Here is a 24,694-nt window from a genome sequence, read left to right on the forward strand (position 1 = left end):
GAGAGAGACATGTATGATACCAGCTATCACCGCGCTTCTTCCGTCGACGAAGCGGTCAACCTGCGTTCGTCGCATGATGAGGGGCGCTATCTCTCGGGCGGCATGACGCTGATCGCCACGATGAAGCAGCGTCTTGCTGCGCCTTCGGACCTGATCGATCTCAGGCACATCCCGGCCTTGAAGGGAATTTCCGTCGAGGGCCGTCGCGTGCGAATTGGTGCCGCGACCAGCCATGCGGAGGTCGCTGCATCCTCGGCTTTGCGCGCAGTCTGCCCGGCAATCAGCGATCTGGCCTCCATGATCGGCGATCCGCACGTGCGCCATATGGGCACGATCGGTGGCTCGGTCGCAAATGACGATCCGGCCGCTGATTATCCGGCCGCCGTTCTCGGGTTGGGCGCCACTGTGATTACCGACCGGCGCGAGATTGCTGCGGATGACTTCTTCACCGGCATGTTCGAAACGGCGCTCGATGAAGGCGAGATGATCACGGCGATTGCCTTCGATGCGCCGGATAAGGCGGGCTATGCGAAGTTCCGCAATCCGGCTTCGCGCTACGCCATTACCGGCGTCTTTGTCGCAAAAACCGGTTCCGGGGTTCGAGTTGCGGTGACCGGTGCAGGATCGAATGGCGTCTTCCGCCACGCTGGAATGGAAGCCGCCTTGAGCACGTCTTGGGTGCCCGAATCAGTCGCTTCGGTTTCCGTCGATGCGAGCGCTTTGATGTCCGATCTCCACGCAACAGCAGAGTATCGCGCCAATTTGGTGCGGGTCATGGCCAAGCGCGCAGTCGCTTCCGCTGGATAAAGTTCTACGGCGAGCAACTCGGGCGGCTTCGGCCGCCCATTTTTTTGCCCGCAGTTGACGTGAATCAACTTTCCTTATCGAGACGGTAATAATTTCGAATTGGAATAATTCGAAAGAATGGTCCAATTGCCGCAGGTGGCCTAATGTACATCTTGGCAGGGTTGACGTAGGCAAAGGCAGAAGCCACAACTCTGGCAGGTTCTGGAGCGCAGGAATGGATTTCGAGGCATTTTTCAAGGGCGAATTGGACAGCCTTCATCAGGAAGGCCGTTATCGCGTTTTCGCCGATCTCGAGCGGCATCGTGGCAATTTTCCGCGTGCCACCCGGCACACTCCGGAAGGCAAGCGTGACGTTACTGTTTGGTGTTCGAACGATTATCTCGGCATGGGCCAGCATCCGGCTGTGGTCGCGGCCATGCATGAGGCGATCGATCACTGTGGCGCGGGTGCGGGAGGCACCCGGAATATCTCTGGAACCAACCATTACCACGTCCTGCTGGAGCAGGAACTTGCCGATCTGCACGGTAAGGATTCCGCGCTTATCTTCAATTCCGGCTATATGTCGAACTGGGCCACGCTCGGTACGCTTGGCCAGAAGATCCCCGGCCTCATCATCTTCTCAGACGCGTTGAACCATGCGTCGATGATCGAAGGCATTCGCTACGGCAAGTGTGAGCGCGTCATCTGGAAGCATAACGATCTGGACGACCTGCGCGCGAAGCTGTCGGCTGCGGATCCCAAGGCGCCGAAGCTGATCGCTTTCGAATCAGTCTATTCCATGGATGGCGACATCGCGCCGCTCAAGGATATCTGCGATCTCGCCGATGAATTCGGCGCCATGACCTATCTGGATGAAGTACATGCCGTTGGCATGTACGGCCCGCGCGGCGGCGGTATTGCCGAGCGTGAAGGCTTGATGGACCGCATCACAATCATTGAGGGCACGCTCGCCAAGGCATTCGGTGTCATGGGCGGCTATATCACCGGCTCGCATGCGGTCTGCGACTTTATCCGTTCCTTCGCCTCCGGTTTCATCTTCACGACGTCGTTGCCGCCGGCGCTGGCCGCCGGTGCGCTGGCTTCCATCCGTCACCTGAAGGCCAGCCCCTTCGAGCGCGCCCGTCATCAGGACCGCGTGCGCAAGCTGCGGACGGCGCTCGACCAGCGCGGTATTCCGCACATGATGAATCCGAGCCACATCGTGCCGGTCATGGTTGGCGATGCGGCCAAGTGCAAGTGGATTTCGGATCTGCTGCTCGATCACTCCGACATCTATGTACAGCCGATCAATTACCCGACGGTGCCGCGCAAGACGGAGCGCCTGCGCATTACCCCGACGCCGCTTCACACGGATGCGGACATCGAGCATCTGGTCGGCGCGCTGCATCAATTGTGGTCGCGCTGCGCGCTGGCTCGCCACGTCGCCTGATCAACGAAGTTCTGGAATGGAATTCAAATGGCCGCTTATGCGGCCATTTCTGTTTTTGCGATAATGTCGGCCGCCCGGCGGCGGGCTTCCTCGTCTGCGGCAAACACATCGTCCATGCTGGACGCTGCCGGATAGGCTATCATGGCGTCCATCACCTGTTCGGCAATATCGGCCATGGACAGGAAGCCGATCCGGCCATCGCAGAAGGCATGGAAGGCTACTTCTTCCGCGGCATTCATGACGGCCCCTTGCACACCACCGCGTTCCAGCGCCGTTCTGGCCAGCCGCAAGGCGGGGAAACGCACTTCATCGGGGGCTTCAAAATCCAGCCGCGCGAGCTTGGCGAAATCCAGCCGTTCGACATTCAATTGTGGCCGGTCGGGATAGGTCAGCGCATAGCCGATGGCGGTGCGCATATCCGGACAGCCGAGCTGGGCAAGCACCGAACCGTCGCGATATCCCACCATGGAATGGATGATGGACTGCGGATGGACGATGACTTCGATCTGGTCGGGGTGCACATCGAAGAGATGCTTGGCCTCGATCATCTCCAGCGCCTTGTTGAACATGGAGGCGCTGCCGATCGATATCTTCAGGCCCATCGACCAGTTGGGATGCGCACGGGCAATCTCTGCTGTGACACCGGCCATCTGCTCCCGCGTCCAGGTGCGGAAGGGGCCGCCGGAGGCCGTCAGTACGATTCGCTCCACGGCGCCGTGCTGGCCATCCTCCAGACATTGAAAGATGGCGCTGTGTTCGCTGTCGACCGGGATCAGTCGGCCGCCGCCTTGTTCAACAGCCCTGACGAAGAGTTCGCCCGCCGAAACCAGGCATTCCTTGTTGGCAAGCGCGATGTCTGCGCCGCGTCTGGCGGCTGCCAGAGTGGGTGCGAGGCCAGCGGTGCCCACGATGGCGGCCATCACAAGATCCGCCTCGCGGTCCCCGGCTTCGATCAGGGCTTCGCGGCCAGCTGCGGCCTCGATGCCCGTGCCGGCGAGGGCTTCTTTCAAGTCTGCATAGTGCCTGTTATCGGCCGTCACCGCAAGCTTCGCGCCACAGCCCTTGGCTTGCTCCGCCAAAAGCGCAACATTGGCATTACCGGTAAGAGCCACCACCTCGAAGCTGTCTTGCCCGCCCAACTGGTTCACGACATCCAGCGTGTTGACGCCAATGGAACCTGTGGAGCCCAGAATGCTGATGCGGCGCTTGCCGATGTCGGCCATGATATCTTCCGTCTTTGAACTCGGGTTGATCTACAGGCGAACGCTTCTGCTCACAAGAGTGGGCTTGATTCGGGTACTCGCCTGGGCCACCTGTTGATCAATGGCGCTTGGAGTTGGTGAGACATAGAGCGATGGATGAGATCGACACAATCAAGACGACTTGCGTTATTGCAGGCGGCGGCCCCGCAGGCCTGATGCTCGGATATCTGCTGGCGCGAGCCGGTGTCGGTGTGACCGTGGTCGAGAAGCATGGCGATTTCCTACGCGATTTTCGCGGCGATACGATCCATCCCTCGACGCTGGAGGTCATCCATCAGCTTGGCCTCGAAGAGGCTTTCCTCAAACTGCCCCACACGCGGGCACCGAAGCTTTCCGCTGAAATCGGTGGGCGCAACATCACCATTGCCGACTTCTCGCGGCTGCCCGTTCGGAACCGATTCATCGCCTTCATGCCGCAATGGGATTTTCTGAATTTCATCGCCCAGGAAGCCGAGCGCTTTCCGAATTTCAGGCTTTTGATGTCGGCGAAGGTGACGGAGGTGCTGAGTGAGGGAAAACGCCTCGCTGGACTTGCCGTCGAGACACCCGAAGGTCTTCTCCATATCCGCGCAGACCTCACTGTTGCGGCGGATGGTCGCAAGTCGGTAGTGCGGGTGCTGGCGGGGCTGGAAGTTGAAAGCTTCGGTAACCCCAGCGAAGTGGTCTGGATGAAGCTCTCCAAGCAGCCGGGCGATCCGGCCGAGACCATGGGGCATGCGGGCCCTCGCCAGGGTTTCGTGCTGATCGATCGTGGCGATTACTGGCAGTGCGGCTATGTCATCCGCCGTGGCACTTATGCGGAATTTCGCCAGGGCACAGTGGAGGACTTCCGTGACAAGGTGCGTGATGTCTCTCCCCTGCCGCCAGAGCGTGTGGAAGAAATCCGCGACTGGAATGATCTCAGCCTTTTGCAGGTGCGCATCGATCGCTTGAAAAAGTGGTGGCGTCCGGGCCTTCTGTGCATTGGCGATGCGGCGCATGCCATGTCACCCATTGGCGGCGTGGGGGTCAATCTCGCAATCCAGGATGCGGTGGCTGCGGCGAATCTTCTGGCAGAACCCCTCAAGGCGGGCAGGTTGTCGGATGCCGACCTTGCATCCGTTGAGAAAAGGCGCCTTTTCCCGACCAAGGCAACGCAGAAGCTGCAATTGATGATGCGCTCCAGCCGGAAAAAGGACCAGGATGATGATGCGAAACGAAAAGGACCGCCCGCCTTTATCCGGGGCATCGCCCGCTTTCCGCTCTTGTCGCATCTCGCGGGTCGGCTGATCGGCCTTGGTTTCCGCATGGAGCGGGTTCGTGCTCAGGTAATTTTGTCGGGTAGTGTTTGAGGAGCGGCTACAGGCCGCCCCTCGATAATGGGTTTTACGGAACAACCTGCACGACTGTGTAGGTCTGCGGGTCGACGATGACACGCTGCTGATTGACCACAGCATAGGCATAGTGCGGATTTTCCGGAACCTGCGTCAGCACCACCTCGCGCGGGATGGGTTTGCCCACAACAACGGGCTGCTGAACGACTACCGCCTGTGTGGGCATGGGCTGTTGCTGAACATAGGTCACCACCCGTTGCGGCGGCGGATCAATGGCTGTGCCGGCAGCTGCACCCACCACGCCGCCGACCGCTGCGCCGATCGGTCCGCCAACGATAGCGCCTGTAACCGCGCCACCCACTGCGCCATTCACGGTGCTTTGCTGAGCGGAGGCAGCTGTGGCAGCGAGCCCGAGGCTGGCAGCGGCAAGCAGAAAAAGTGTCGTCTTCATTGTGTGTCTCCTTTTGCAATAGCAGCAGGGAACGTGTGAGCGACGGATCTCGTTCCAAGGAATATAAGCATATGTCCGTATTGCCTTCGATTCTGCGTATTTAAGCGCTCTATAATTGAAGAATGTGAGGCTTTGTATCCACGGTTGAGAAAATTAGATATAAGTATACGCTAAAAACTAGGTATTGAATTTACTGGTCGAGGTCGTAATGTTGTGCGTTAAGTGAATGTTTACCTTTCTAATCAAAATTCGGGGTTGGCTGATTTACGGCTTCTAAGCGGTCTAATCGGTTTAATTGGCATCTGGCAGAAACTGGAGCACAATGAATGACGCTCCCTGCCGTTCGGAATTCCGGGCAAGGATTGACAATGGAAAATAGAGATGGAACCTCCGTGCGGGATCTGGTCGCATCATGCGATTGGAAAGAAGCCCTTACCGTTCCCAACGCGTTATTCAGGTACATATCTTCCATGCTCGATTCTCGGGAACCGAGCGTGTATCTCATTGACCTGTTGCCGTCGCTCAGTGCTGCGCTGCAATCCTTCATGAATGCGATCGGTGCATTCAATATGTCACCGCTGTCAGAGGTGGAGGTCGCACGCCGGCGGGCAAGATTACTTGAGTGTTTGGACGCCTTTATCGATGAAGCGAGGCTGAGTCAGCAAAGCATCGTCTTCATGGAAGCGTTGCGCGCGGGCGAGCGCAAGTAACACACGCCCGTTTGCCTCTGTGCCCCTGAAAATTTCGGGCAGTCATTCCCAGATAGATCTCATCCAAAAGGCGCCCCTCCTTTCTCGTATTGTCAGGAGGGGCTCGCGAAACAAGATATGAGGATGAGATGGAGAATTCGCCCGGAACGTGTTTGAAAGCCGCTGGCCTGTCTGCTGCTCTGGAGGAGTTGCCGCATAGGCTGAAGGATAAGGCTGCAACGCTGGGCGATCTCCTGTCTGTGCTGGGCGAGCGGGCGGTTGCGATGGTTCTTCTCGTCTTTGCAATCCCTGCCATTATTCCGACTCCAGGATTACCTGCGGGCTTCATCTTTGGCACGGCGCTGGCACTGCTCTCTGTTCAATTGATCTGGGGTGCTGAGCGGTTCGTGCTGCCGCGTCGCCTCGCCGGCATCCCAATGCCCGCGGCACTTCTGAGAGCCATGGCCAACAAACTGGCGCCGTGGCTTGCCTATCTGGAGCGGTTTCTCAAGCCGCGTGCCCGGTATCTTTCCGGCAGAAAGGCACTTCCCGTGCTGGGTGTCGTGGTCCTGGTGATGGCAATCCTGATCGCATTGCCTATTCCATTTGGAAATATTCTCCCGGGGCTTTCGGTCTTCCTGATCGCGCTTGGAATTGCGGAGCGTGATGGCGTGGCGATTGGCGCAGGGCTGCTCTTCGGCGTGGCCGCGCTTGCTTTTTCAGGTTTCATCTTCTGGGGTGGTTGGGCATTGATGAGCGGCTTCTTTGCCGGTGATGCCGAGAGCGCTGCTGCTGGGTGAGGCGCCCATTCTTGCACCGTAAATCTCTTGGTGGGACGAAAGGGAAATGGTGTCCACGAGAGGATTCGAACCTCCGACCCCAGGATTAGGAATCCTGTGCTCTATCCTGCTGAGCTACGTGGACAAAGCAGGTGGTCGCTACATACCTCAGGCGGCTGCTGTGGACAAGACGGCAGCTGCCTCATGATCATGAGATTGGAGAGCTCCATCAATCCGACAGGCGCTGCTCCGCCAGTTTCACCCAGTAGGATACGCCATAGGCAATGGCTTCATCGTTGAAGTCATAAGCCGGATTGTGAAGGGCTGCCGTATCGCCATTGCCGATCATGATATAGGCGCCGGGGCGTGCCTGAAGCATGAAGGCGAAATCTTCCCCGGCCATGCTGGCATCCACGTCCGTGTTGACGTTCTTCTCGCCGACGATTGCCATGGCTGCCTTTGCGGCGTGAGTGGTTTCGTCCGAATGATTGACCGTCACCGGGCAGGAACGTTCGTATTCCACCTCGACACGCCCGTCGTTGGCTGCGGCTATGCCAGCTGCGATCTCGCGGATGCGGCGTTCGGCGAGATCGCGAACGCCTTCGTCGAGGCTTCTGACGGTACCGGCCAAATAGGCTTCCTCCGGAATGATATTGTGCGTGGTCCCTGCATGGAACTGGGTGACCGTCACCACGACCGAGCGCAGCGGATTGGCGTTGCGCGAGGCAATCAACTGCAGTCCGTTGACGATCTGGGAGCCGATGACGATCGGGTCGGCGGCGCGGTGTGGCTCCGCCGCATGACCACCCCGGCCGGTGATCTTGATGGTAAACTTGTCGGGTGCCGCCATGATGCCGCCCTTGCGGATTGCAAACTGGCCGAGCGGTATCCCTGGCATGTTGTGCATGCCGTAGACCTCCTGGATGCCGAAGCGTTCCATCATGCCATCTTCCACCATGGCAAGCGCGCCCCTTCCGCCTTCCTCCGCCGGCTGGAAGATGACCGCAACAGCGCCATTGAAGTTGCGCGTCTCAGCCAGATACTTCGCGGCGCCCAGAAGCATGGCGGTGTGTCCGTCATGGCCGCAGGCATGCATCTTGCCAGCTGTCTTCGAGGCCCAGGGCTTGCCGGAAATCTCGGTCAGCGGTAGCGCATCCATGTCAGCCCGCAGTCCGATCACGCGGCCGCTTTCGCCTTGTCCGCGGATAATGCCGACGACACCGGTGCGACCGATGCCGGTCACAATCTCGTCAACGCCAAACTCCTTCAGACGTAACTCAACAAAGGCCGCCGTTTCTTCGACGTCGTAGAGAATTTCAGGATTTTCATGAAGATGACGCCGCCATTCGCTGACTTCATTCTGCAATTCGGCGGCTCTGTTCAAGATCGGCATCACAATTCCTGTCTGTCTGCAAGCGCTGTCGTGTTCCTCGCTCCCGCCGGATATTGCGCCGCAGAATTGACGGAATCAATGATCTTTGCCATTGCTTGGCCATCCTGGCGAAATATCGCCGTGCTCGTTGCCAACGAACGAGGCCTTCCTTGCCCCATCGCATGCTTAGCCTTCGCTTTCCCCTGCCGCGCATGCTTGCGGCAATTGCCGCCATGGCCGCCACGCTGGCCGGCGCAGCAGACACAGCCTTTGCCAATCCGAAGATGGTCGTGGATGTCCGAACGGGTCGGGTGATCGCACATCAGGAAGCGTTTCGGAAATGGTATCCAGCATCGCTGACCAAGCTGATGACGGCCTATGTCACCTTCAAGGCGCTGAAATCCGGTCGTCTGACGCTGGAAACGCCTGTTGTCATGAGCAAGAAGGCGACCGAGCAGCCACCCAGCAAGATGTTCTTCAAGCCCGGATCTAAGCTGACGCTGGACAGCGCCATGAAGATCCTGCTGGTGAAGTCCGCCAATGACATGGCCGTTGCCGTGGCTGAAACCGTGGGCGGGTCGACCGAACAATTCGTGGCGATGATGAATGCGGAAGCTGCCCGTCTCGGCATGAATTCCACGCACTACATCAATCCGCATGGCTTGCCCGGCAAGGGGCAGTACACCACGGCGCGTGACCTGGCGATTATTGCCCTGCAGCTTCGCCGTGAGTTTCCGGAGTATTTTGGCTATTTCTCGCTCGAAGGCATTACCACAGGCGCAAAAGAATATCCGAACTACAATATGCTGATCGGCCGCTTCGACGGCGCCGATGGCATGAAGACCGGCTTTATCTGCGCTTCAGGCTTCAATCAGGTGGCATCCGCGACGCGCAATGGTCGCAGCGTCATATCCGTCGTGCTGGGTTCCGACAGTCTGGCCGGTCGTACAGACGAATCGGCCGAGCTTCTTCAGCAGGGGCTGACCTCGACCACGCTTGGCGAGCCCCTGGCGACGCTGGCGCCCTACGGGCCAGATCGTGACGAAGTCGTGGATGTTAGCGCGGAAATCTGCAACCCTGCCGCAGCCAAGGTGCGCAGCGAAGGCCGTGATGATGCCGGTCGCATGGTGCTCCATTCGCCCTACATCAAGGAAATGGACCGTCCGCCGCAATATAGTTTTGCCGGTCTCATTCCGGGAAGCGAGCCGCCAGCCCCCAACAAAAAGGGAAAAGGCGAGCTTGCCAACGTTCCCGTTCCTATTCCGCGTCCCGCACTTTAATTTCTAGGTTTTGATCATGCCAGCGGCTCCTGACCGTATTCCGGTTTCCATTCTCACGGGCTTTCTCGGAGCCGGTAAATCGACCCTTCTCAATCGCATCCTCAAGGATGAAGCTTCGCGCGATACGGCCGTCATCATCAACGAGTTCGGCGAAGTCGGCATCGACAATTATCTGGTCGAATCCTCCGGCGACACGGTGCTGGAGCTTTCCAACGGCTGCCTTTGCTGCACGGTGCGTGGCGAGCTTGTCGACACGCTGGCATCCCTCGTGGACCAGATCCAGACGGGACGGCTGAAGCCCATCCGCCGCGTCGTGATCGAGACGACGGGCCTGGCAGATCCGGCACCCGTGATGCAGGCCGTACTCGGCAATCCCGTCATTGCGCAGAGTTTTCAACTGGATGGTTTGGTCACCGTCGTTGATGCCGTGCATGGCCTTACCACCATAGAGCGGTACCCTGAAGCAAAGCGTCAGGTCGCCGTGGCGGATCGTCTGATCCTGTCGAAGAAAACCTTGGCCGATGCAGCCCAGATTCGCTCTCTGAGGGCGAGGCTTGCGGAACTCAATCCGCGTGCCCGAGTCCTGGATGGAGATCTTCCGGAGGCAGGCCGGGCCGGCGTGCTCGTCAACGGGCTTTACGACCCTGATAGCAAGATCCCTGATGTTGCCCGCTGGCTGAGCGAAGACGATCATCATGATCACCACCATGACCACGATCACTCGGATGACCATGACCATCATGGGCATGATCACCATCATCACGACCACGATGGCCACCGGCACCATCACCACCATCATCATGATGTAAACCGGCATGGCGAGGATATCCGGTCATTCTCCATCCTCCACGACCGTCCCATCGATCCTATGGCGATCGAAATGTTTGTCGATCTTCTAAGGTCCGCGCACGGCGAAAAGCTGCTGCGCATGAAGGCCATCGTACAGTTGAGCGACAATCCGGAACGGCCACTGGTGTTGCACGGCGTGCAGAGCATCTTCCATCCGCCGGAGCGATTGCCTCGGTGGCCGGAAGGCAGCGATCGTCGCACGCGCATGGTGATCATTGCGCAGGGGCTTTCGGAAGAATTCGTGACTGATCTTTTCTCGGCCTTCACGGGCCAGCCACGTGTCGACCGTCCCGATCGGGCGGCACTTGAGGACAATCCGCTCGCTGTGCCTGGCCTCAAGATGTGATCAGAAGCCGTCTTCGTCCCGGCCCGGCCTGTCCGGGCCGCGGCGAATATGAAAGCGATGAGAGTCTCCCTCCGCTTCCGAAGATAGCAGATCGTGACCTTCCTCCCGGCAGAAATGCGGGATATCGATCTTGGCAAGCGGGTCGTTGGTCAGGATCACAAGCTCAGAGCCTGTGCCCAGGGATTTCAACCGCTTGCGTGTCCGCAAAACGGGAAGGGGGCATTTCAGCCCCCTCAGATCATACGGATCGTTGTCCTGCGACACGATGGCTTACCAGAACTTCCAGAAAGGCTTCTTGGTCTGTTCTTCGGCAGGCGGGGTAACCTGCGCATAGGCGAGCGGATTGGGTGCTGGAACCGGAATTGCGCCCGTCGTAATAGGCTTGGAAGCCGGGCCGGTAGATGCAACCTGCTGCGGCACCGGTGTCATGTTTGCGGGCGTTGCCATTGCCGCCATCACAGAGGCTGTGCTGCGGTTGATCGGCTGCGTCTGTACGGGACCCGCTACCGGAGTGGCAGCCGGCGCCGAGACCAGAACGCGGCCCTGCTTGGCTGCGGCACCCGTCGGGCCAGCAGACGCGAGCATAGTGCCCGGCGCCTGCGGCTTACCAAGGCGCTTTGCCATCAGTGCTTCGAATTCGTCGGGCTTGACCAGCTTGCCGGCTTCCAGAGAAGTGCCTGTCGGCGCATAGGCAAGATCGTGGCCCTTACGCTTGTTGGCGACTACAGCCTTGCGTTCAGCTTCCGTAGGCTCGTACCAGACTTTGCCATCCAGCTTGTCGAGCGCCTTGGCATAGGCAAGCTCGTAATTCTTCTGGTAGGTCGTCATCGCCATGTTGAGTTCAGGCGGGGTAGAGGACGGCGGGCAGGCAGCAGCCGGCGAGAAGTTGCCCGAGCCCTGGACCTGCTGGTTGAAGACGTATTTCTTGCCGCAGACATTCACGTCCGGCGGACGCTTGGTGATCTCGAACTGGTCGTAGCCCACCTTGAGCATCTTCCAGAATTCCATGTTCTCGTTGTTGCGATGACGCGCCATGTTTTCGGCTGTCATGCGGAACGGGAACGCTTCAAGCTGAACAGAGGTCTGACCGCCCTTGAAGGCGTCACGCGCGAAGGCGTAGATCTCGAGGATCTGCTCGTCGGTCATGGAATAGCAGCCGGATGACGAGCATGCGCCGTGGATCATCAGGTTGGAGCCTGAACGTCCGTTGGCGGCGTCGTATCGGTTCGGGAAACCGGTGTTGATCGCGAGATAGTATTTGGAATTGGGGTTCAGATGCGCCGGCGTCAGGTTATAGAAGCCTTCCGGCGCCTGGCGATCGCCTTCCTTGATCTTGGGGCCCAGCTTTCCGGACCATGCGCAGATCTGGTACTGCGAAATCTTGTCGAAGCGGTTGTCCGCCTTCGCCTTCCAGATCTCCATCACGCCTTCTTCCTTGAAGATGCGGATCATGATCGGAGAGTTGCGGGGCATATTCCTTTTCTGCATTTCCGCCACGAGGCGGTCAGGCAGGGGCTGCTCAACCTTGTTCTTCACCTTGGATAGGTCGACCGTCGCCGTTTCCAGCGTGTCGTTGCAGCCCGCAAGTGCGGTTGCCATAAGGAGAGCGAGAGCAATATTCTTCAGGCGCATCGGGAACTGACCAAGATATGACAACCGAACGGAGTGCGGAATCTCTCCCGCATTTAGCCCATCCTGCACAGAATAATAAAGCGGTAAGCTTTACATATTCTTAACCGGTTGCGCCGATCTGTCCAGCGCAAGCCATGAGCTTGTTCACATTCTCGTCAGGCGTAACCCCGAAATGGGACTAAATTAGAGATTGCGCCCGATATCGAGAAATTTTTGGCGACGTGCCGCGCGAAGCTGATCGCCGCTTAAGGCGGACATTTCCTTCAGGGAAGCGCCAATCACTTCGCCTGCTGCATCGATCACCTTCTCCGGTTCGCGATGGGCGCCGCCCATGGGCTCCGGAATGATGTCGTCAATAACGCCGAGCGCCTTCAGGTCCTCGGCGGTGATCTTCATATTGGATGCCGCCTCGCGGGCGCGGGTAGAATCGCGCCACAGGATTGAGGCTGCGCCTTCGGGCGAAATCACGGAATAGATTGCGTGCTCCAGCATGAAGACCTTGTTGCCGGTGGCAATCGCGATCGCGCCGCCGGACCCGCCTTCGCCGATCACGATCGAGACCATCGGGACCTTGATGCCAAGGCACATCTCGGTGGAGCGGGCGATGGCTTCCGCCTGGCCGCGCTCTTCTGCGCCGACGCCCGGATAGGCCCCGGCCGTATCCACCAGCGAAATCACCGGCAGGCCGAAACGGTCCGCCATTTCCATGACGCGAATGGCCTTGCGATAACCTTCCGGACGGGGGCTACCGAAATTGTGCTTGATGCGGGACTTGGTGTCGTTGCCCTTTTCCTGGCCGATAATAGCAACCGACTGACCGCGGAAGCGGCCAAGGCCTGCCTGGATGGCAGCATCTTCACCGAAGGTTCGGTCACCGGCGAGCGGCGTGAAATCGGTAAACAGGCGTGCAGCGTAATCGACAAAATGCGGGCGCTGCGGATGACGCGCGACCTGCGTTTTCTGCCAGGGGTTCAGCTTGGCATAGATTTCCTGCATCGCCTCGCGGACGCGCACTTCAAGGCGCTGGATCTCGTCGGAGGTATCGATGCTCTCATCTTCCGCCGCCAGCTTCTTCAGCTCGTGGATCTTCCCTTCCAGGTCGGAGATGGGCTTTTCGAAATCGAGATAAGTCTGCATGAGCTCCGTGTTCCGATCGTGTTGGCGGCTTTACCGCCCTCCGCCCGGGCTCTAATCAGCGTTTTTCGTCTCTTTTGCAAGAGGGTGATGCGTTTCGACCACATGGCGCAGCCGTTCTTCCAGCACATGTGTATAGATTTGAGTGGTCGAAATATCTGAATGTCCAAGCAATTCCTGCACGACGCGAAGGTCGGCGCCATTTTGCAGAAGATGGCTGGCGAAGGCATGGCGCAGCACATGCGGGGATATGGAGGCGACCCGGATGCCGGCCCGTGATGCAAGATCCTTCAAGTCGCGCGCAAAGACCTGGCGCGGCAGATACCCCTCCTTGCCTGATGATGGAAAGAGCCACGGGCTCTCGGCAAGCTTGGCGTTCGCCTTTACTTCCGCTGCGCGTGCCCGGCCATACTCCGCCATGGCGGCAATGGCAGAGCGGGACAGCGGAACGAGGCGCTCCTTGCCACCCTTGCCGCGGATCATCAGGAAGCGGCCTTCCTGATCCAGCACCTTGACCGGCAGTGTCACCAGTTCGCTCACACGCATGCCCGTTGCGTAGAGAAGCTCCAGAAGGGCAAGCATACGCAGGCGTTGAAAGCGGTCCGGCGTTTCCGCTTTCGCTTCTTCAGCCGCAAGCGTCAGGAGGCGGCTCACATCCCGCTCGCTCATTATTTTGGGTAGAGGTCGGCCCTTCTTGGGCGCATCGATGATGGAGGTGGGGTCGTCGGTACGAATGCCTTCCGCATAGAGGAACTTGTAGAATTGCCGCATGGCGGACAGGCGTCTCGCTTGCGAGGATGCAGCAAAACCCTGTTTCTCAAGCTTTGCGATATAGGCGGAAAGGTCCGAGGTTGCGGCCTCCGTCAGCCGCACCTTCCGTCCTTTCAGGAAATCGTGCAGGTCATCCAGATCGCGCTGGTAGGAGGCAAGCGTGTTGGCGGCCGCGCCACGCTCGGCGCTCATCATTTCCAGGAAGGCTTCGATATGGGCGCCGGAAAGGTCCATCACGCTTGCCTTATTGTTGCTGTTGCTGCGGGTTCAGCCGTTCCGATGGAATGCGCACCGTGACGTCGCGCTCACGCGGCTCGACCAGATAGGCCAGCGACGCCATGCCGCCATAGACGATGCCTGCAATCACGGCCACGATGAACAGGAAACGGAAGAGAGTGGGCATTGGGTGCTCCGCATCAGGTTGTTCATCTTATGCTGAAAGGCAGCTTCTCGCGCAAGCAGTGAGCATTTCGGCGTCTTTCCCAGTTGCTTGACTTGACGCTGCCCCGGCATTTGCCGATAGGGTTTCGAGGAAAGTTTGAGAGAGGGTAGCGCCCATTTCTATACCAGACCTTGCCAAGCCTGTGACTTTGGGCGACCGCGCGCGCGCCGCGTTGCACGGCCGCAATCTGATTCTGGTTGGCCTGATGGGCGCCGGCAAATCAGCCATTGGCCGGATCATTGCCCAGCAGATGTCCCTCCCGTTTATCGACACGGATGCCGAGATCGAGCGCGTCTCGCGAATGACGATCCCGGAGCTGTTTGCAACCTATGGTGAGGAAGAGTTTCGCGCGCTTGAAACGCGTGTCATCGAGCGCCTGTTACGGGGTGGTCCCCGGGTGGTTTCCACGGGCGGCGGTGCCTTCATCAACGAGCGCACCCGGGCCGCCATCCAGGCGGGTGGAACGTCGCTGTGGCTAAAAGCGGACCTCGAGGTTTTGTGGGAGCGCGTGAGCAAGCGCGACAATCGCCCGCTTCTGAAAACGGAGAATCCGAAGCAGACCCTGAAGAACCTGATGGATCTGCGTTATCCGATCTATGAGAAGGCTGACATTACTGTGCAGTCGCGCGATGTGCGCAAGGAACAGGTGGCCGGCGATGTCCTCTCCGCCATTCTATCTGCGGCAAAAGAAGGTGCCTCATCATGAATATCTCGACGTCACGGGCTGAAGAGCGGCTGGTTCATGTTCCGCTTGGCGAACGAGCCTATGACATCCTGATCGGGCCGGACATGATCTCCCATGCCGGTGGCGAGATCACGGCTCGGCTGAAGGGGCGGCGGGCTGCGATCGTCACGGACGAGCATGTCGCGCCGCTTTACCTCGAAAGCCTGATGGATAGCCTGCAGACAGACGGCATTGAGGCCGTTTCCTTGACCCTGCCGGCTGGCGAAAAGACCAAGAGTCTCGAGCATTTGGCAACCGTTTGCGATCTGGCGCTGTCTGCGCGCATCGAACGCAATGATGCGATCATCGCGCTTGGCGGCGGCGTGATCGGCGATCTCGCGGGCTTTGCGGCCGGCATCGTGCGGCGCGGGGTGCGTTTCGTGCAGATCCCGACCTCGCTTCTGGCACAAGTCGATTCCTCCGTTGGCGGCAAGACCGGCATCAACACTCGCCATGGCAAGAATCTTCTCGGCGTCTTCCACCAGCCGGACCTGGTGATTTCCGATACCAGCGCCCTGAATTCTCTGAGCAAGCGTGAGTTTCGCGCGGGCTACGCGGAAGTGGCCAAGTATGGCCTGATCGACCGGCCGGATTTCTTTGAATGGCTGGAAGCCAATTGGCAGGATGTGTTTGCCGGTGGCGCTGCCCGCACCGAAGCGATTGCCGTCAGCTGCCAGGCCAAGGCGGAGGTCGTTGTCGCCGATGAGCGTGAGAACGGTCGCCGCGCTCTGCTGAATCTCGGTCATACCTTCGGCCATGCGCTGGAGGCAGCCACGCAGTACGATAGCAGCCGGCTGGTGCATGGTGAGGGCGTTGCGATCGGCATGGCCCTGGCGCATCGTTTCTCGGCGCGCCTGAACCTGGCAAGCCCTGATGATGCACAGCGTGTCGAGCGGCATCTATCCGCCGTCGGCCTACCCACGAAAATCAGCCAGATTCCCGGTGAGTTGCCGCCGACTGATGTATTGCTGGACGCCATTGCACAGGACAAGAAGGTCAAGAGCGGCAAGCTGACCTTCATTCTCACGCATGGCATTGGCCAGTCCTTCATCGCCGACGATGTGCCGGTGTCGGAAGTCAAATCCTTCCTTGAGGAAACGCGATCGGAGTGATGCTGGATTCGGTTCTCACCTTTCTCGCAGATTACTGGCCGACGCTGGTCTCGATCCTGTTGCTGATCGCTGCCTCGGCCTTTTTCTCGGGTTCTGAGACGGCGCTGACCGCAGCTTCGCGCGCTCGCATGCATACGCTGGAGACCAATGGCGACGAGCGGGCAGGGGTCGTGAGCCGGTTGATCGAGAAGCGTGACCGGCTGATCGGCGCGCTTCTCATCGGCAACAACCTCGTCAACATCCTGGCGTCCTCGCTGACCACGAGCCTTTTCCTGGGCCTTTTCGGACAGACGGGGGTGGCGATCGCCACGCTCGTTATGACAGTCGTGCTGGTCATCTTCTCCGAAGTGCTGCCGAAGAGCTGGGCGATTTCCGCGCCAGATCGATTCGCGCTGTCTGTCTCCAATTCGGTACGGATCTTTGTCGGCTTTGCCGGCCCGCTTTCGAGCGGCGTCAATGCCATCGTGCGCTTCATTCTCTCGCTGTTCGGCATCAACCTGTCGGACGGCAAGTCAATGCTGTCAGCGCATGAAGAGCTTAGAAGCGCGCTGGATCTGTTGCACAAGGAAGGTTCCTTCATCAAGGCGGACAGGGATCGTCTCGGTGGCCTGCTCGATCTGGAGGAATTGGAAGTCTCTGACGTGATGCGGCACCGGACAGCGATGCGCGCCATCAATGCCGATGACCCACCGGAAGTCATCGTTCGCACGGTTCTGGATAGCCCGTTCACGCGCATGCCGTTGTGGCGCGGAACGACTGAGAACATCATCGGCGTGGTTCATGCAAAGGACCTGCTGCGTGCATTGGCCGAACCCGACATGGAGCCGGAGCATCTTGATATCAGCAAGATCGCGCAGAAGCCCTGGTTCGTGCCGGATACCACCAGCCTCAAGGATCAGCTGAACGCCTTCCTGCGGCGCAAGGTGCATTTCGCGCTTGTGGTGGATGAATACGGGGAGATGCAGGGTATCGTGACGCTCGAGGATATTTTGGAGGAGATCGTGGGCGACATTGCCGATGAACACGATCTGGAAATCCAGGGCGTGCGGCAGGAAGCGGATGGCTCTATCGTCGTGGATGGATCGGTGCCGATTCGCGATCTTAATCGTGCGCTGGACTGGAACCTGCCGGATGAGGAGGCGACGACGATTGCAGGCCTCGTGATCCACGAATCAAAACTGATCCCCGAGGAACGGCAGAGCTTCACCTTCTACGGCAAGCGCTTCATCATCATGAAGCGTGAGAAGAACCGCATCACGCGGCTGCGTATCCGCCCGGTGGACGAAGGGGCGCTTGCAGGCGAATAGGCGCTACCAGCGGGTGGCTTCGCCGGGAGCAGCCGCTTCCACAGCCAGAGCATGCAGGCCCGCGTCCAGCTCCGGCTTCAGGGCTGCATTGACCAATCTGTGGCGTTCCAGACGGCTCAATCCTGAAAACTGTGCGGAGACGATGCGCACGCGCATATGTGATTCGCCGCTGCCATCCATGCCCGGCTGGTGACCCGCGTGATGGTGGCTTTCGTTGATCACTTCCAGCCGATCCGGTTGAAAGCGCGCAGTCAGTTCGGCTTCGATGCGGTTTCTGACGGACATTTTGCGCTTTCCTCGCTTCGCGAAAGGGGTACCCAGAAAGCAGCAGAAAAGCCCTTTGTCAATTCTTGTAGTGCCTCTTGCTGCACCCCATAATGGGCCCAGATGAAATTAGATTCCAAATATTTCGACCGTATCCGGACGCGCCGGAAAAGGGAGCAGGAAACAGCAACCGCGGCCCCCACCTGTCAATGGGACGGGTGTGACCGGCCTGGTGTGCATCGCGCACCCGTGGGCCGAAATGCCGAAGGTCAGTTCTTCCTCTTCTGCTTCGAGCATGTGAAGGAATATAACAAGGGCTACAATTACTTCTCCGGCCTGTCCGACAGCGAGATCGCGCGCTACCAGAAGGAGGCGATCACCGGGCATCGCCCCACCTGGACGATCGGCGTCAACAAGGCCTCGCGCGAGGCGCCGGTGCATGCGACCATGCGCTCCGGCACGGCTGGCAGCTATCAGCGGATCAAGGACCCGTTCGGCTTCGTGCGCGAGGGCCAAGGCGGTGCATCGCGGCCCAAACCCGCCGAGCGGCGTCTGAAGACGCTGGAAGCAAAAGCATTCGATACGATGGGGTTGACGGCCGGTGCGACGGCAAGCGAAATCAAGACGCGCTACAAGGAACTGGTGAAAAAGCATCACCCGGACGCCAATGGCGGCGATCGCGGTTCCGAAGAACGTTTTCGCGCTGTCATACAAGCCTACCAATTGTTAAAGCAGTCCGGTTTCTGCTAAGCCGATAACTGCGTATTGCATGGCAGCGAGGATTGCGGCCGGACCGCTGGATGGTGCGGCGTGGAGTGGTGATGAGCAAAATCGATCTTGATATTTCCAACCTCCCGGACACGACGGTATCTGTTCGGGACGTCTTTGGCATTGATACGGACCTCAAGGTGCCCGCTTATAGCAACAGCGACCCTTATGTTCCCGAACTCGACCCTGACTATCTGTTTGACCGGGACACGACGCTCGCCATCCTGGCAGGCTTCGCCCACAACCGTCGCGTCATGGTGTCGGGTTTCCACGGTACTGGTAAATCCACCCATATCGAGCAGGTGGCAGCCCGTCTCAACTGGCCTTGCGTGCGCGTCAACCTCGACAGCCATGTCAGCCGTATCGACCTCGTCGGCAAGGACGCCATCGTCCTGAAGGACGGCAAGCAGGTCACCGAATTCAAGGACGGCATTCTGCCCTGGGCTTACCAGCACAATGTCGCGCTCGTCTTCGACGAATATGACGCCGGCCGCCCGGACGTGATGTTCGTCATCCAGCGCGTTCTCGAATCCTCCGGTCGCCTGACCCTTCTCGACCAGAGCCGCGTCATTCGGCCGCACCCTGCCTTCCGCCTGTTTGCGACCGCAAACACGGTTGGTCTCGGTGATACCACGGGCCTCTATCACGGCACGCAGCAGATCAACCAGGCGCAGATGGACCGCTGGTCGATCGTAACGACGCTGAACTACCTTCCCCATGAGAAGGAAGTGGACATCGTCGCCGCCAAGGTGAAGAGCTTCGGCGCGACGTCGGATGGCCGCGAGACCGTTTCCAAAATGGTTCGCGTGGCCGACATGACCCGTTCTGCCTTCATCAATGGCGACCTGTCGACCGTCATGAGCCCGCGTACCGTGATCACCTGGGCTGAAAATGCCGAGATCTTCGGTGACGTTGCCTTCGCGTTCCGGATCACCTTCCTGAACAAGTGCGACGAACTGGAGCGGACTCTGGTGGCTGAGCAGTATCAGCGTGCCTTTGGTGTCGAGCTGAAGGAAAGTGCCGCGAACATCGTTCTCGGAGCGTAAGTGCGAAGGTAGTATCCATGGCAGGCCGTGGCGATAATTCCAAGGCGAAGGCGGGTGGCCCGGTCGATACTGAGCCCATGCGTCGCGCGATCACCGGCTGCGTGCGATCGATCGCAGGCAGTGGCGAGGTGGAGGTTTCCTTCTCCAATGAACGGCCCGGAATGGCCGGCGAGCGTATTCGCTTGCCGGACATCTCCAAGCGTCCAACCGCGCAGGAGTTGGCGGTCACCCGAGGTCTGGGTGACTCGATGGCGCTTCGCCTTGCCTGCCATGATACATCCGTCCATGCCACCATGTCGCCGCAGGGCAGTGATGCCCGCGCAGTCTTCGATGCGGTGGAACAGGCCCGCGTCGAATCGATTGGTTCTGTGCGGATGGCTGGCGTTGCTGCCAACATCAGCAGCATGAACGCGGAAAAATACAGCAAGGCCAATTTTGCCGGTGTGGAGCGTCAGGAAGATGCGCCGATCGGCGAGGCCATGGCTATGCTGGTGCGCGAGAAGCTGACGGGCGTGAAGCCACCGGCAAGTGCGGGCAAGGTACTGGACCTGTGGCGGCCCTTCATTGAGGAAAAAGCCGGTGCCGATCTCGAAAACCTGAAGAACGTGATGGAAGACCAGCAGGCATTCGGCAAGCTGGTTCGCCACATGCTCTCTTCCATGCAGATGGCGGAAGACTTCGGCGACGAAGAAAACCAGCCGGAGGAGATGGAGAACGAGAACGACGAGGAGCAGCCCCGCAGCAACGAGACCGAGAATGACGAGGTCGAGGAAGATGCGGGCTCTGACGCTGCACCGGCCGAGGAGAGCCAGGCGGCTGAAGAGCAGCTTGACGACGGCGAGATGGACGGTGCCGAAATTTCCGACGACGACATGTCGGAAGAGAGCGACGACCAGTCCGAAACCCCCGGTGAGACTCGCCGCCCCAACAGTCCGTTCGATGATTTCAACGACAAGGTCGATTACCACATCTTCACGCAGGAATTCGACGAGGAGATTGCGGCCGAAGAACTCTGCGACGAAGCAGAACTCGCTCGTCTTCGTGCCTTCCTCGACAAGCAGCTTGCGCATCTGCAGGGTGCTGTCGGACGCTTGGCAAACCGCCTGCAGCGTCGCCTGATGGCGCAGCAGAACCGCTCCTGGGAATTCGATCTGGAAGAGGGCTATCTCGATCCGGCGCGTCTCGTGCGTCTCGTCATCGACCCCATGCAGCCGCTTTCCTTCAAGCGTGAGCGCGACACCAAGTTCCGTGACACGGTCGTGTCGCTCGTCATCGACAATTCCGGTTCGATGCGCGGACGTCCGATTACGGTTGCTGCGACCTGCGCCGACATTCTGGCCCGCACACTGGAGCGTTCCGGCGTGAAGGTGGAAATCCTCGGCTTCACCACGAAAGCCTGGAAGGGCGGCCAGAGCCGCGAACAGTGGCTGGCCGGCGGCAAGCCGCCGACACCCGGCCGACTGAATGACCTGCGGCATATCATCTACAAGTCTGCCGACGCGCCATGGCGGCGCGCGCGCAACAATCTTGGCCTGATGATGCGCGAAGGCCTGCTGAAGGAAAACATCGACGGCGAAGCGCTGATGTGGGCGCATAACCGCCTGATCGGTCGTCCCGAACAGCGCAAGATCATGATGATGATCTCCGACGGTGCGCCGGTGGATGACTCGACGCTTTCGGTCAATCCCGGCAATTATCTGGAACGGCACTTACGCGCCGTGATCGAGCAGATCGAGACCAGGTCTCCGGTGGAACTGCTGGCGATCGGTATCGGTCACGACGTGACGCGCTATTATCGCCGCGCTGTTACCATCGTCGATGCGGATGAGTTGGCCGGTGCCATGACCGAGCAGCTGGCGGCTTTGTTCGATGAAAACGCTAATGCCACCCCGCGTGGTCGCGCCCGTCGCGCCAGCTGATATGCGTCACACTATTCTGCGCTCTTTGGTTCTTCTTGCGCCGCTCCTTGGAGCGGCGCAGTCATTTGCGGCCGAGCCTGACACAGTATCGGCACCGGTTGTTGCGCGGCGGATCGAGACCTTCAAGCCCGGCAGTGATGAAACTCGCTTCGGCAAGCTTGAATTTCTGGGCGGGCTGGAACTGACCTCGCGGGAAAGCTTGTTCGGCTCCATGTCCAGCATCCGGTTTCGCGCTGATGGTCGCAGCTTCGTTTCCGTTCTGGATACGGGACATTGGCTGACGGGGCGGATCGAGCGCGACGACAAGGGCCGCCTGTCAGGGCTTGGCGCGGTCGCGATCACGCCCATGCGTGACGCCAGCGGTGACGAGCCGCGCTACAAGGGTGATATCGATGCGGAAGGCGTGACTATCCGGCCTGGTCAGGTGCTGGTCAGCTTCGAGCGCAAACACCGTGTGGATGTCTATCCCGATCCGGGTTTTGAGCAGGCCAAGCCGCTGCGCACTCTGGATATCCTCATTCCGAAAAAGGAACTCAAAGGCAATGGCAGCCTGGAAACGGTGGTGATGGCGCCTGCCGCCGGCCCATTGGCAGGCGCGCCTGTCATCGTCGCTGAGCGCAGCGTGGACAAGGCCGGCAATCTCTATGCCGCTATCCTGGAGGGGCCGCGCAAGGGTCAGTTCAAGGTCGTGCGCAACGATCCTTGGGATGTCACTGATGGCGCCTTCCTGCCCTCCGGCGACCTTCTGTTGCTGGAGCGCCGCTTCAGCTTCATCGGTGGCGTCGGCATGCGTATGCGGCGCATTCCTGTCGAGGCGATCAAGCCGGGTGCCCTCGTGGACGGGCCGGTACTGATCGAGACCGACATGTCCGAACAGATCGACAATATGGAAGGCATTGACGTGGTTGCGGGTGCGGATGGTCATCCGCATGTCATTCTTGTATCCGATGACAACCACTCGATTCTCCAGCGCAGCCTGATGTTGGAGTTCCGGCTGACTGAATAGCGATTTTCAACGGAGATGCGCCATGGTTCGGATTCACATCATGGGCGCATCCGGTTCCGGCACCACCACGCTCGGACGTGCGCTTGGTGAGCAGCTTGATGTGCTGCATCTCGATACCGACAGTTTTTTCTGGATGCCGACCGACCCACCGTTCACGACGCCACGCGAGGTGCCGGAGAGGCTCTCTCTGGTGCAAGCGGCCATGGAAGGTCATGCTGGGTGGGTGCTGTCCGGCTCGGCTCTGAAATGGGGAACGCCGCTGGAGCCGCTCTACGACCTGATCGTGTTTCTGCGTCTCGACCCTACCGTCCGCATGGATCGCATTCGCCGCCGTGAGGAAGAGCGCTACGGCGCCCGCATCCTGCCGGACGGCGACATGCATGAAACAAGCCGCAAATTCATCGATTGGGCCGCCAGCTACGATACGGCGGGTGTGGAGCAGCGCAGCCTTGCTGCGCACGAAGCATGGCTTCTGGCGCAGAAGGCACCGGTGCTACGGCTCGATTCTGCCTCACCGGTGGCGGAGTTGCTCGAGGCCGTCTTGCAGCACCCGGTGGTGTCGGAAGAGAACCTCAGGCGGTCTTGACGGCAGGCATCGGCTTTACGACGCTCATCAGCGCCCCATAGGGCAGCAGCATGACGAGGCCGACGATCAGCTTCACGGTGAAATCGCCGATCGCCCAAGAGATCCAGCGCGGTGCTTCTGTCGCAAACACACCGAGGATCGGCGCCGAACCAATGGCGAAATCGTCATTGGAGCCCAGGAAGGCAAAGGCTGGTGCAAAGGAGAGCGAGAAGAACAGGACCGTGTCCAGCATGGAGCCGAACAGCGAGCCCGCCAGCGGCGCATGCCACCAGCTCTGACGGCGCAGCCGGTTGAAGACCGAGATGTCGAGGAGCTGGCCGACCAGATAGGCCGTACCGGATGCCATCGCGATGCGCGGCAGCGAGGTGTAGAAGGAGAGCGCAACGCCCACCACAAAGCCGGCAAACACGACGCGGCGGGCGATCTGCGGGCCAAACTGGCGGTTGGTCAGGTCCGTGACCAGGAAGGCGGCCGGATAGATGAAGGCGCCCCAAGTCAGAAGGTCGCTCAGCTGAATGCCGAAGACGCTGCCGATGACCGTAAACTGGACGAGGAAATTAGAGGCGACGACGACGAGCGTCATCAGGACTACGTAAATAATGGTCGCGCGCAAATGCTGCATTTTTTTACCCTGGGTGATGCCACCAGCAAGAGGAATGGAGCGCCTCTAAAATCGCGTTATGCCATTCTCGTCAAGAAAATTCTGATATTTTCCATCCATCGAAATGCTCTCGTGCGCGCCAGAATGCGGGCACGAGAGCTGTTCTGTCAGATGCGTTTATGCCAGCCAGCGCAAAGTGGGGTTGTTTGCGACAGGGCTCATACGGGAGACGATCGCGTCCAATCCGAAATAATGACCGGCACGGCGGAGGATGAGCAGCGTCAGCACCATCGCGTAGATCAGGTGTTCGTCGATCAAGAAGTTGTTGATGCTCTGCACATAGGGAAAGTCAAGATGAGCCGTCCAGTAGGTCAGCATGATGAGGATTGCGAAGGGCGCGCTGACCCGAACCAATAGTCCAGAGATCAGAGACAGGCCGATCAGCATGTGGCCGTATTCCACCAGGAAGGCAATGACGCCAATCACAGCCGACTGCGAGAGCGGTCCGTAGATGAAATGGAACGTCTTCGTGGAAGATAGGAAGCCGGCAACATAACCATTGCTGCCATAGTGATGGATGGACGCCCAGAGGAATACCCAGCCAATGGAAATGCGTAGAGCGGCCAAGAGAACGCGTTCCCATTGGCTTGATTGATCAATGTTCGTCATGGTTTTGGCCTCAAATTCGATTGATGTTTACGCAACCAAATTAGTTTTTGAGGCGTACACGGCTTTGATCTGCGTCAGCCAATCTCCTTTTGTGGTGATGGCAAGACAAGATTTGAGTTCAAAATCCCGTGATGAC

General features: G+C 59.3%; 26 protein-coding genes and 1 tRNA gene. 15 read left to right on the top strand and 12 right to left on the bottom strand.

The annotated features are described in order from the left end of the window. Positions 1–9 precede the first annotated feature (9 nt). Both Q2T52_RS18430 and hemA read left to right on the top strand, forming a co-directional pair. Positions 10–807: an FAD binding domain-containing protein gene (locus Q2T52_RS18430; protein ID WP_302078288.1), complete on the top strand. Its 798-nt coding sequence runs from the start codon at positions 10–12 to the stop codon at positions 805–807. Between the two features lie 214 nt (positions 808–1,021). Beyond that, positions 1,022–2,236 (top strand): 5-aminolevulinate synthase, encoded by a 1,215-nt coding sequence (gene hemA, locus Q2T52_RS18435; RefSeq protein WP_302078289.1) that lies wholly within the window; start codon positions 1,022–1,024, stop codon positions 2,234–2,236. A gap of 35 nt (positions 2,237–2,271) precedes the next feature. Here the strand turns inward: hemA and dxr are convergent, their stop codons facing one another. Next, entirely contained in the window at positions 2,272–3,459 is a 1,188-nt protein-coding gene (gene dxr / locus Q2T52_RS18440) for a 1-deoxy-D-xylulose-5-phosphate reductoisomerase (RefSeq protein WP_302078290.1), read from the bottom strand. Positions 3,460–3,590: 131 nt separating this feature from the next. Here dxr and Q2T52_RS18445 point away from each other — a divergent pair, with 131 nt between their 5' ends. Beyond that, the gene (locus Q2T52_RS18445) at positions 3,591–4,829 is read left to right on the top strand and encodes an FAD-dependent oxidoreductase (RefSeq protein ID WP_302078291.1); all 1,239 of its coding nucleotides are present in this window, start codon (positions 3,591–3,593) and stop codon (positions 4,827–4,829) included. A 34-nt stretch (positions 4,830–4,863) separates the two neighbouring features. Here Q2T52_RS18445 and Q2T52_RS18450 read toward each other — a convergent pair whose 3' ends face one another. Continuing rightward, entirely contained in the window at positions 4,864–5,262 is a 399-nt protein-coding gene (locus Q2T52_RS18450; protein WP_302078292.1) for a DUF1236 domain-containing protein, read from the bottom strand. 368 nt (positions 5,263–5,630) lie between these two features. On the opposite strand from Q2T52_RS18450, the gene Q2T52_RS18455 reads away from it, so the two are divergent. Together Q2T52_RS18455 and Q2T52_RS18460 are read left to right on the top strand one after the other, a co-directional pair. After that, positions 5,631–5,972 carry a hypothetical protein gene (locus Q2T52_RS18455; protein WP_302078293.1) on the top strand — a complete coding sequence of 114 codons (342 nt, stop codon included), beginning with the start codon at positions 5,631–5,633 and terminating at the stop codon, positions 5,970–5,972. Positions 5,973–6,100: 128 nt separating this feature from the next. Next, a complete protein-coding gene (locus Q2T52_RS18460) occupies positions 6,101–6,751 on the top strand; it encodes an exopolysaccharide biosynthesis protein (protein ID WP_302078294.1) in 651 nt (216 codons plus the stop codon). Positions 6,752–6,798: 47 nt separating this feature from the next. Here the strand turns inward: Q2T52_RS18460 and Q2T52_RS18465 are convergent. After that, a tRNA-Arg gene (locus Q2T52_RS18465) sits at positions 6,799–6,875 on the bottom strand. A gap of 84 nt (positions 6,876–6,959) precedes the next feature. Next, on the bottom strand, positions 6,960–8,123 hold the full coding sequence (locus tag Q2T52_RS18470) for a M20 aminoacylase family protein (protein WP_302078295.1): 1,164 nt from the start codon (positions 8,121–8,123) through the stop codon (positions 6,960–6,962). Positions 8,124–8,335: 212 nt separating this feature from the next. On the opposite strand from Q2T52_RS18470, the gene Q2T52_RS18475 reads away from it, so the two are divergent. Together Q2T52_RS18475 and Q2T52_RS18480 are read left to right on the top strand one after the other, a co-directional pair. Beyond that, the gene (locus Q2T52_RS18475) at positions 8,336–9,382 is read left to right on the top strand and encodes a D-alanyl-D-alanine carboxypeptidase family protein (RefSeq protein WP_436799555.1); all 1,047 of its coding nucleotides are present in this window, start codon (positions 8,336–8,338) and stop codon (positions 9,380–9,382) included. 16 nt (positions 9,383–9,398) lie between these two features. After that, the gene (locus Q2T52_RS18480) at positions 9,399–10,577 is read left to right on the top strand and encodes a CobW family GTP-binding protein (protein ID WP_302078296.1); all 1,179 of its coding nucleotides are present in this window, start codon (positions 9,399–9,401) and stop codon (positions 10,575–10,577) included. On the opposite strand, the gene Q2T52_RS18485 is transcribed toward Q2T52_RS18480, so the two are convergent. From Q2T52_RS18485 to Q2T52_RS18505, 5 genes are all read right to left on the bottom strand, one after another. Further along, a complete protein-coding gene (locus tag Q2T52_RS18485; protein ID WP_302078375.1) occupies positions 10,578–10,844 on the bottom strand; it encodes a sulfurtransferase TusA family protein in 267 nt (88 codons plus the stop codon). It abuts the gene before it with no gap. Between the two features lie 3 nt (positions 10,845–10,847). After that, positions 10,848–12,209, bottom strand: a complete 1,362-nt coding sequence (locus Q2T52_RS18490) for a L,D-transpeptidase family protein (protein ID WP_302078297.1) — start codon at positions 12,207–12,209, stop codon at positions 10,848–10,850. Positions 12,210–12,392: 183 nt separating this feature from the next. Continuing rightward, positions 12,393–13,346, bottom strand: a complete 954-nt coding sequence (locus Q2T52_RS18495; RefSeq protein ID WP_302078298.1) for an acetyl-CoA carboxylase carboxyltransferase subunit alpha — start codon at positions 13,344–13,346, stop codon at positions 12,393–12,395. Positions 13,347–13,397: 51 nt separating this feature from the next. After that, on the bottom strand, positions 13,398–14,348 hold the full coding sequence (xerD, locus tag Q2T52_RS18500; protein WP_302078299.1) for a site-specific tyrosine recombinase XerD: 951 nt from the start codon (positions 14,346–14,348) through the stop codon (positions 13,398–13,400). Positions 14,349–14,358: 10 nt separating this feature from the next. Then, a complete protein-coding gene (locus Q2T52_RS18505; RefSeq protein ID WP_302078300.1) occupies positions 14,359–14,517 on the bottom strand; it encodes a hypothetical protein in 159 nt (52 codons plus the stop codon). A 154-nt stretch (positions 14,518–14,671) separates the two neighbouring features. Between Q2T52_RS18505 and Q2T52_RS18510 the strand changes: the two genes are divergently transcribed. From Q2T52_RS18510 to Q2T52_RS18520, 3 genes are read left to right on the top strand one after another with little or no spacing between them, the layout of a single operon-like run. Further along, on the top strand, positions 14,672–15,262 hold the full coding sequence (locus tag Q2T52_RS18510; protein WP_302078376.1) for a shikimate kinase: 591 nt from the start codon (positions 14,672–14,674) through the stop codon (positions 15,260–15,262). Then, positions 15,259–16,392, top strand: coding sequence for a 3-dehydroquinate synthase (aroB, locus tag Q2T52_RS18515; RefSeq protein WP_302078301.1), 1,134 nt, complete (start codon positions 15,259–15,261; stop codon positions 16,390–16,392). The genes Q2T52_RS18510 and aroB overlap by 4 nt, the downstream gene beginning before the upstream one ends. Further along, on the top strand, positions 16,392–17,699 hold the full coding sequence (locus Q2T52_RS18520) for an HlyC/CorC family transporter (RefSeq protein WP_302078302.1): 1,308 nt from the start codon (positions 16,392–16,394) through the stop codon (positions 17,697–17,699). Before aroB ends, Q2T52_RS18520 begins: the two co-directional genes overlap by 1 nt. Positions 17,700–17,702: 3 nt before the next feature. Here the strand turns inward: Q2T52_RS18520 and Q2T52_RS18525 are convergent, their stop codons facing one another. Next, positions 17,703–17,984 carry a BolA family protein gene (locus Q2T52_RS18525; protein ID WP_302078303.1) on the bottom strand — a complete coding sequence of 94 codons (282 nt, stop codon included), beginning with the start codon at positions 17,982–17,984 and terminating at the stop codon, positions 17,703–17,705. Positions 17,985–18,086: 102 nt separating this feature from the next. Between Q2T52_RS18525 and Q2T52_RS18530 the strand changes: the two genes are divergently transcribed. The 5 genes from Q2T52_RS18530 (at position 18,087) to Q2T52_RS18550 (ending at position 23,288) form a co-directional block, all read left to right on the top strand. Next, positions 18,087–18,713: a J domain-containing protein gene (locus tag Q2T52_RS18530; protein ID WP_302078304.1), complete on the top strand. Its 627-nt coding sequence runs from the start codon at positions 18,087–18,089 to the stop codon at positions 18,711–18,713. Between the two features lie 71 nt (positions 18,714–18,784). Next, positions 18,785–19,777 carry a cobaltochelatase subunit CobS gene (cobS, locus tag Q2T52_RS18535; RefSeq protein WP_302078305.1) on the top strand — a complete coding sequence of 331 codons (993 nt, stop codon included), beginning with the start codon at positions 18,785–18,787 and terminating at the stop codon, positions 19,775–19,777. A 17-nt stretch (positions 19,778–19,794) separates the two neighbouring features. Further along, the gene (gene cobT / locus Q2T52_RS18540) at positions 19,795–21,696 is read left to right on the top strand and encodes a cobaltochelatase subunit CobT (protein WP_302078306.1); all 1,902 of its coding nucleotides are present in this window, start codon (positions 19,795–19,797) and stop codon (positions 21,694–21,696) included. Position 21,697: 1 nt separating this feature from the next. Further along, positions 21,698–22,702, top strand: coding sequence for an esterase-like activity of phytase family protein (locus Q2T52_RS18545; protein ID WP_436799556.1), 1,005 nt, complete (start codon positions 21,698–21,700; stop codon positions 22,700–22,702). A gap of 22 nt (positions 22,703–22,724) precedes the next feature. After that, a complete protein-coding gene (locus Q2T52_RS18550; protein ID WP_302078308.1) occupies positions 22,725–23,288 on the top strand; it encodes an ATP-binding protein in 564 nt (187 codons plus the stop codon). Here the strand turns inward: Q2T52_RS18550 and Q2T52_RS18555 are convergent. After that, complete coding sequence (locus tag Q2T52_RS18555; RefSeq protein ID WP_302078309.1) at positions 23,275–23,910, bottom strand: queuosine precursor transporter; 636 nt, start codon at positions 23,908–23,910, stop codon at positions 23,275–23,277. The two genes, Q2T52_RS18550 and Q2T52_RS18555, sit on opposite strands and share 14 nt — an antisense overlap. Positions 23,911–24,066: 156 nt before the next feature. After that, on the bottom strand, positions 24,067–24,558 hold the full coding sequence (locus Q2T52_RS18560; RefSeq protein WP_302078310.1) for a DoxX family protein: 492 nt from the start codon (positions 24,556–24,558) through the stop codon (positions 24,067–24,069). Positions 24,559–24,694 lie beyond the last annotated feature (136 nt).

The sequence above is a fragment of the Rhizobium oryzicola genome (assembly GCF_030504645.1).
Lineage (GTDB): Bacteria > Pseudomonadota > Alphaproteobacteria > Rhizobiales > Rhizobiaceae > Neorhizobium > Neorhizobium oryzicola.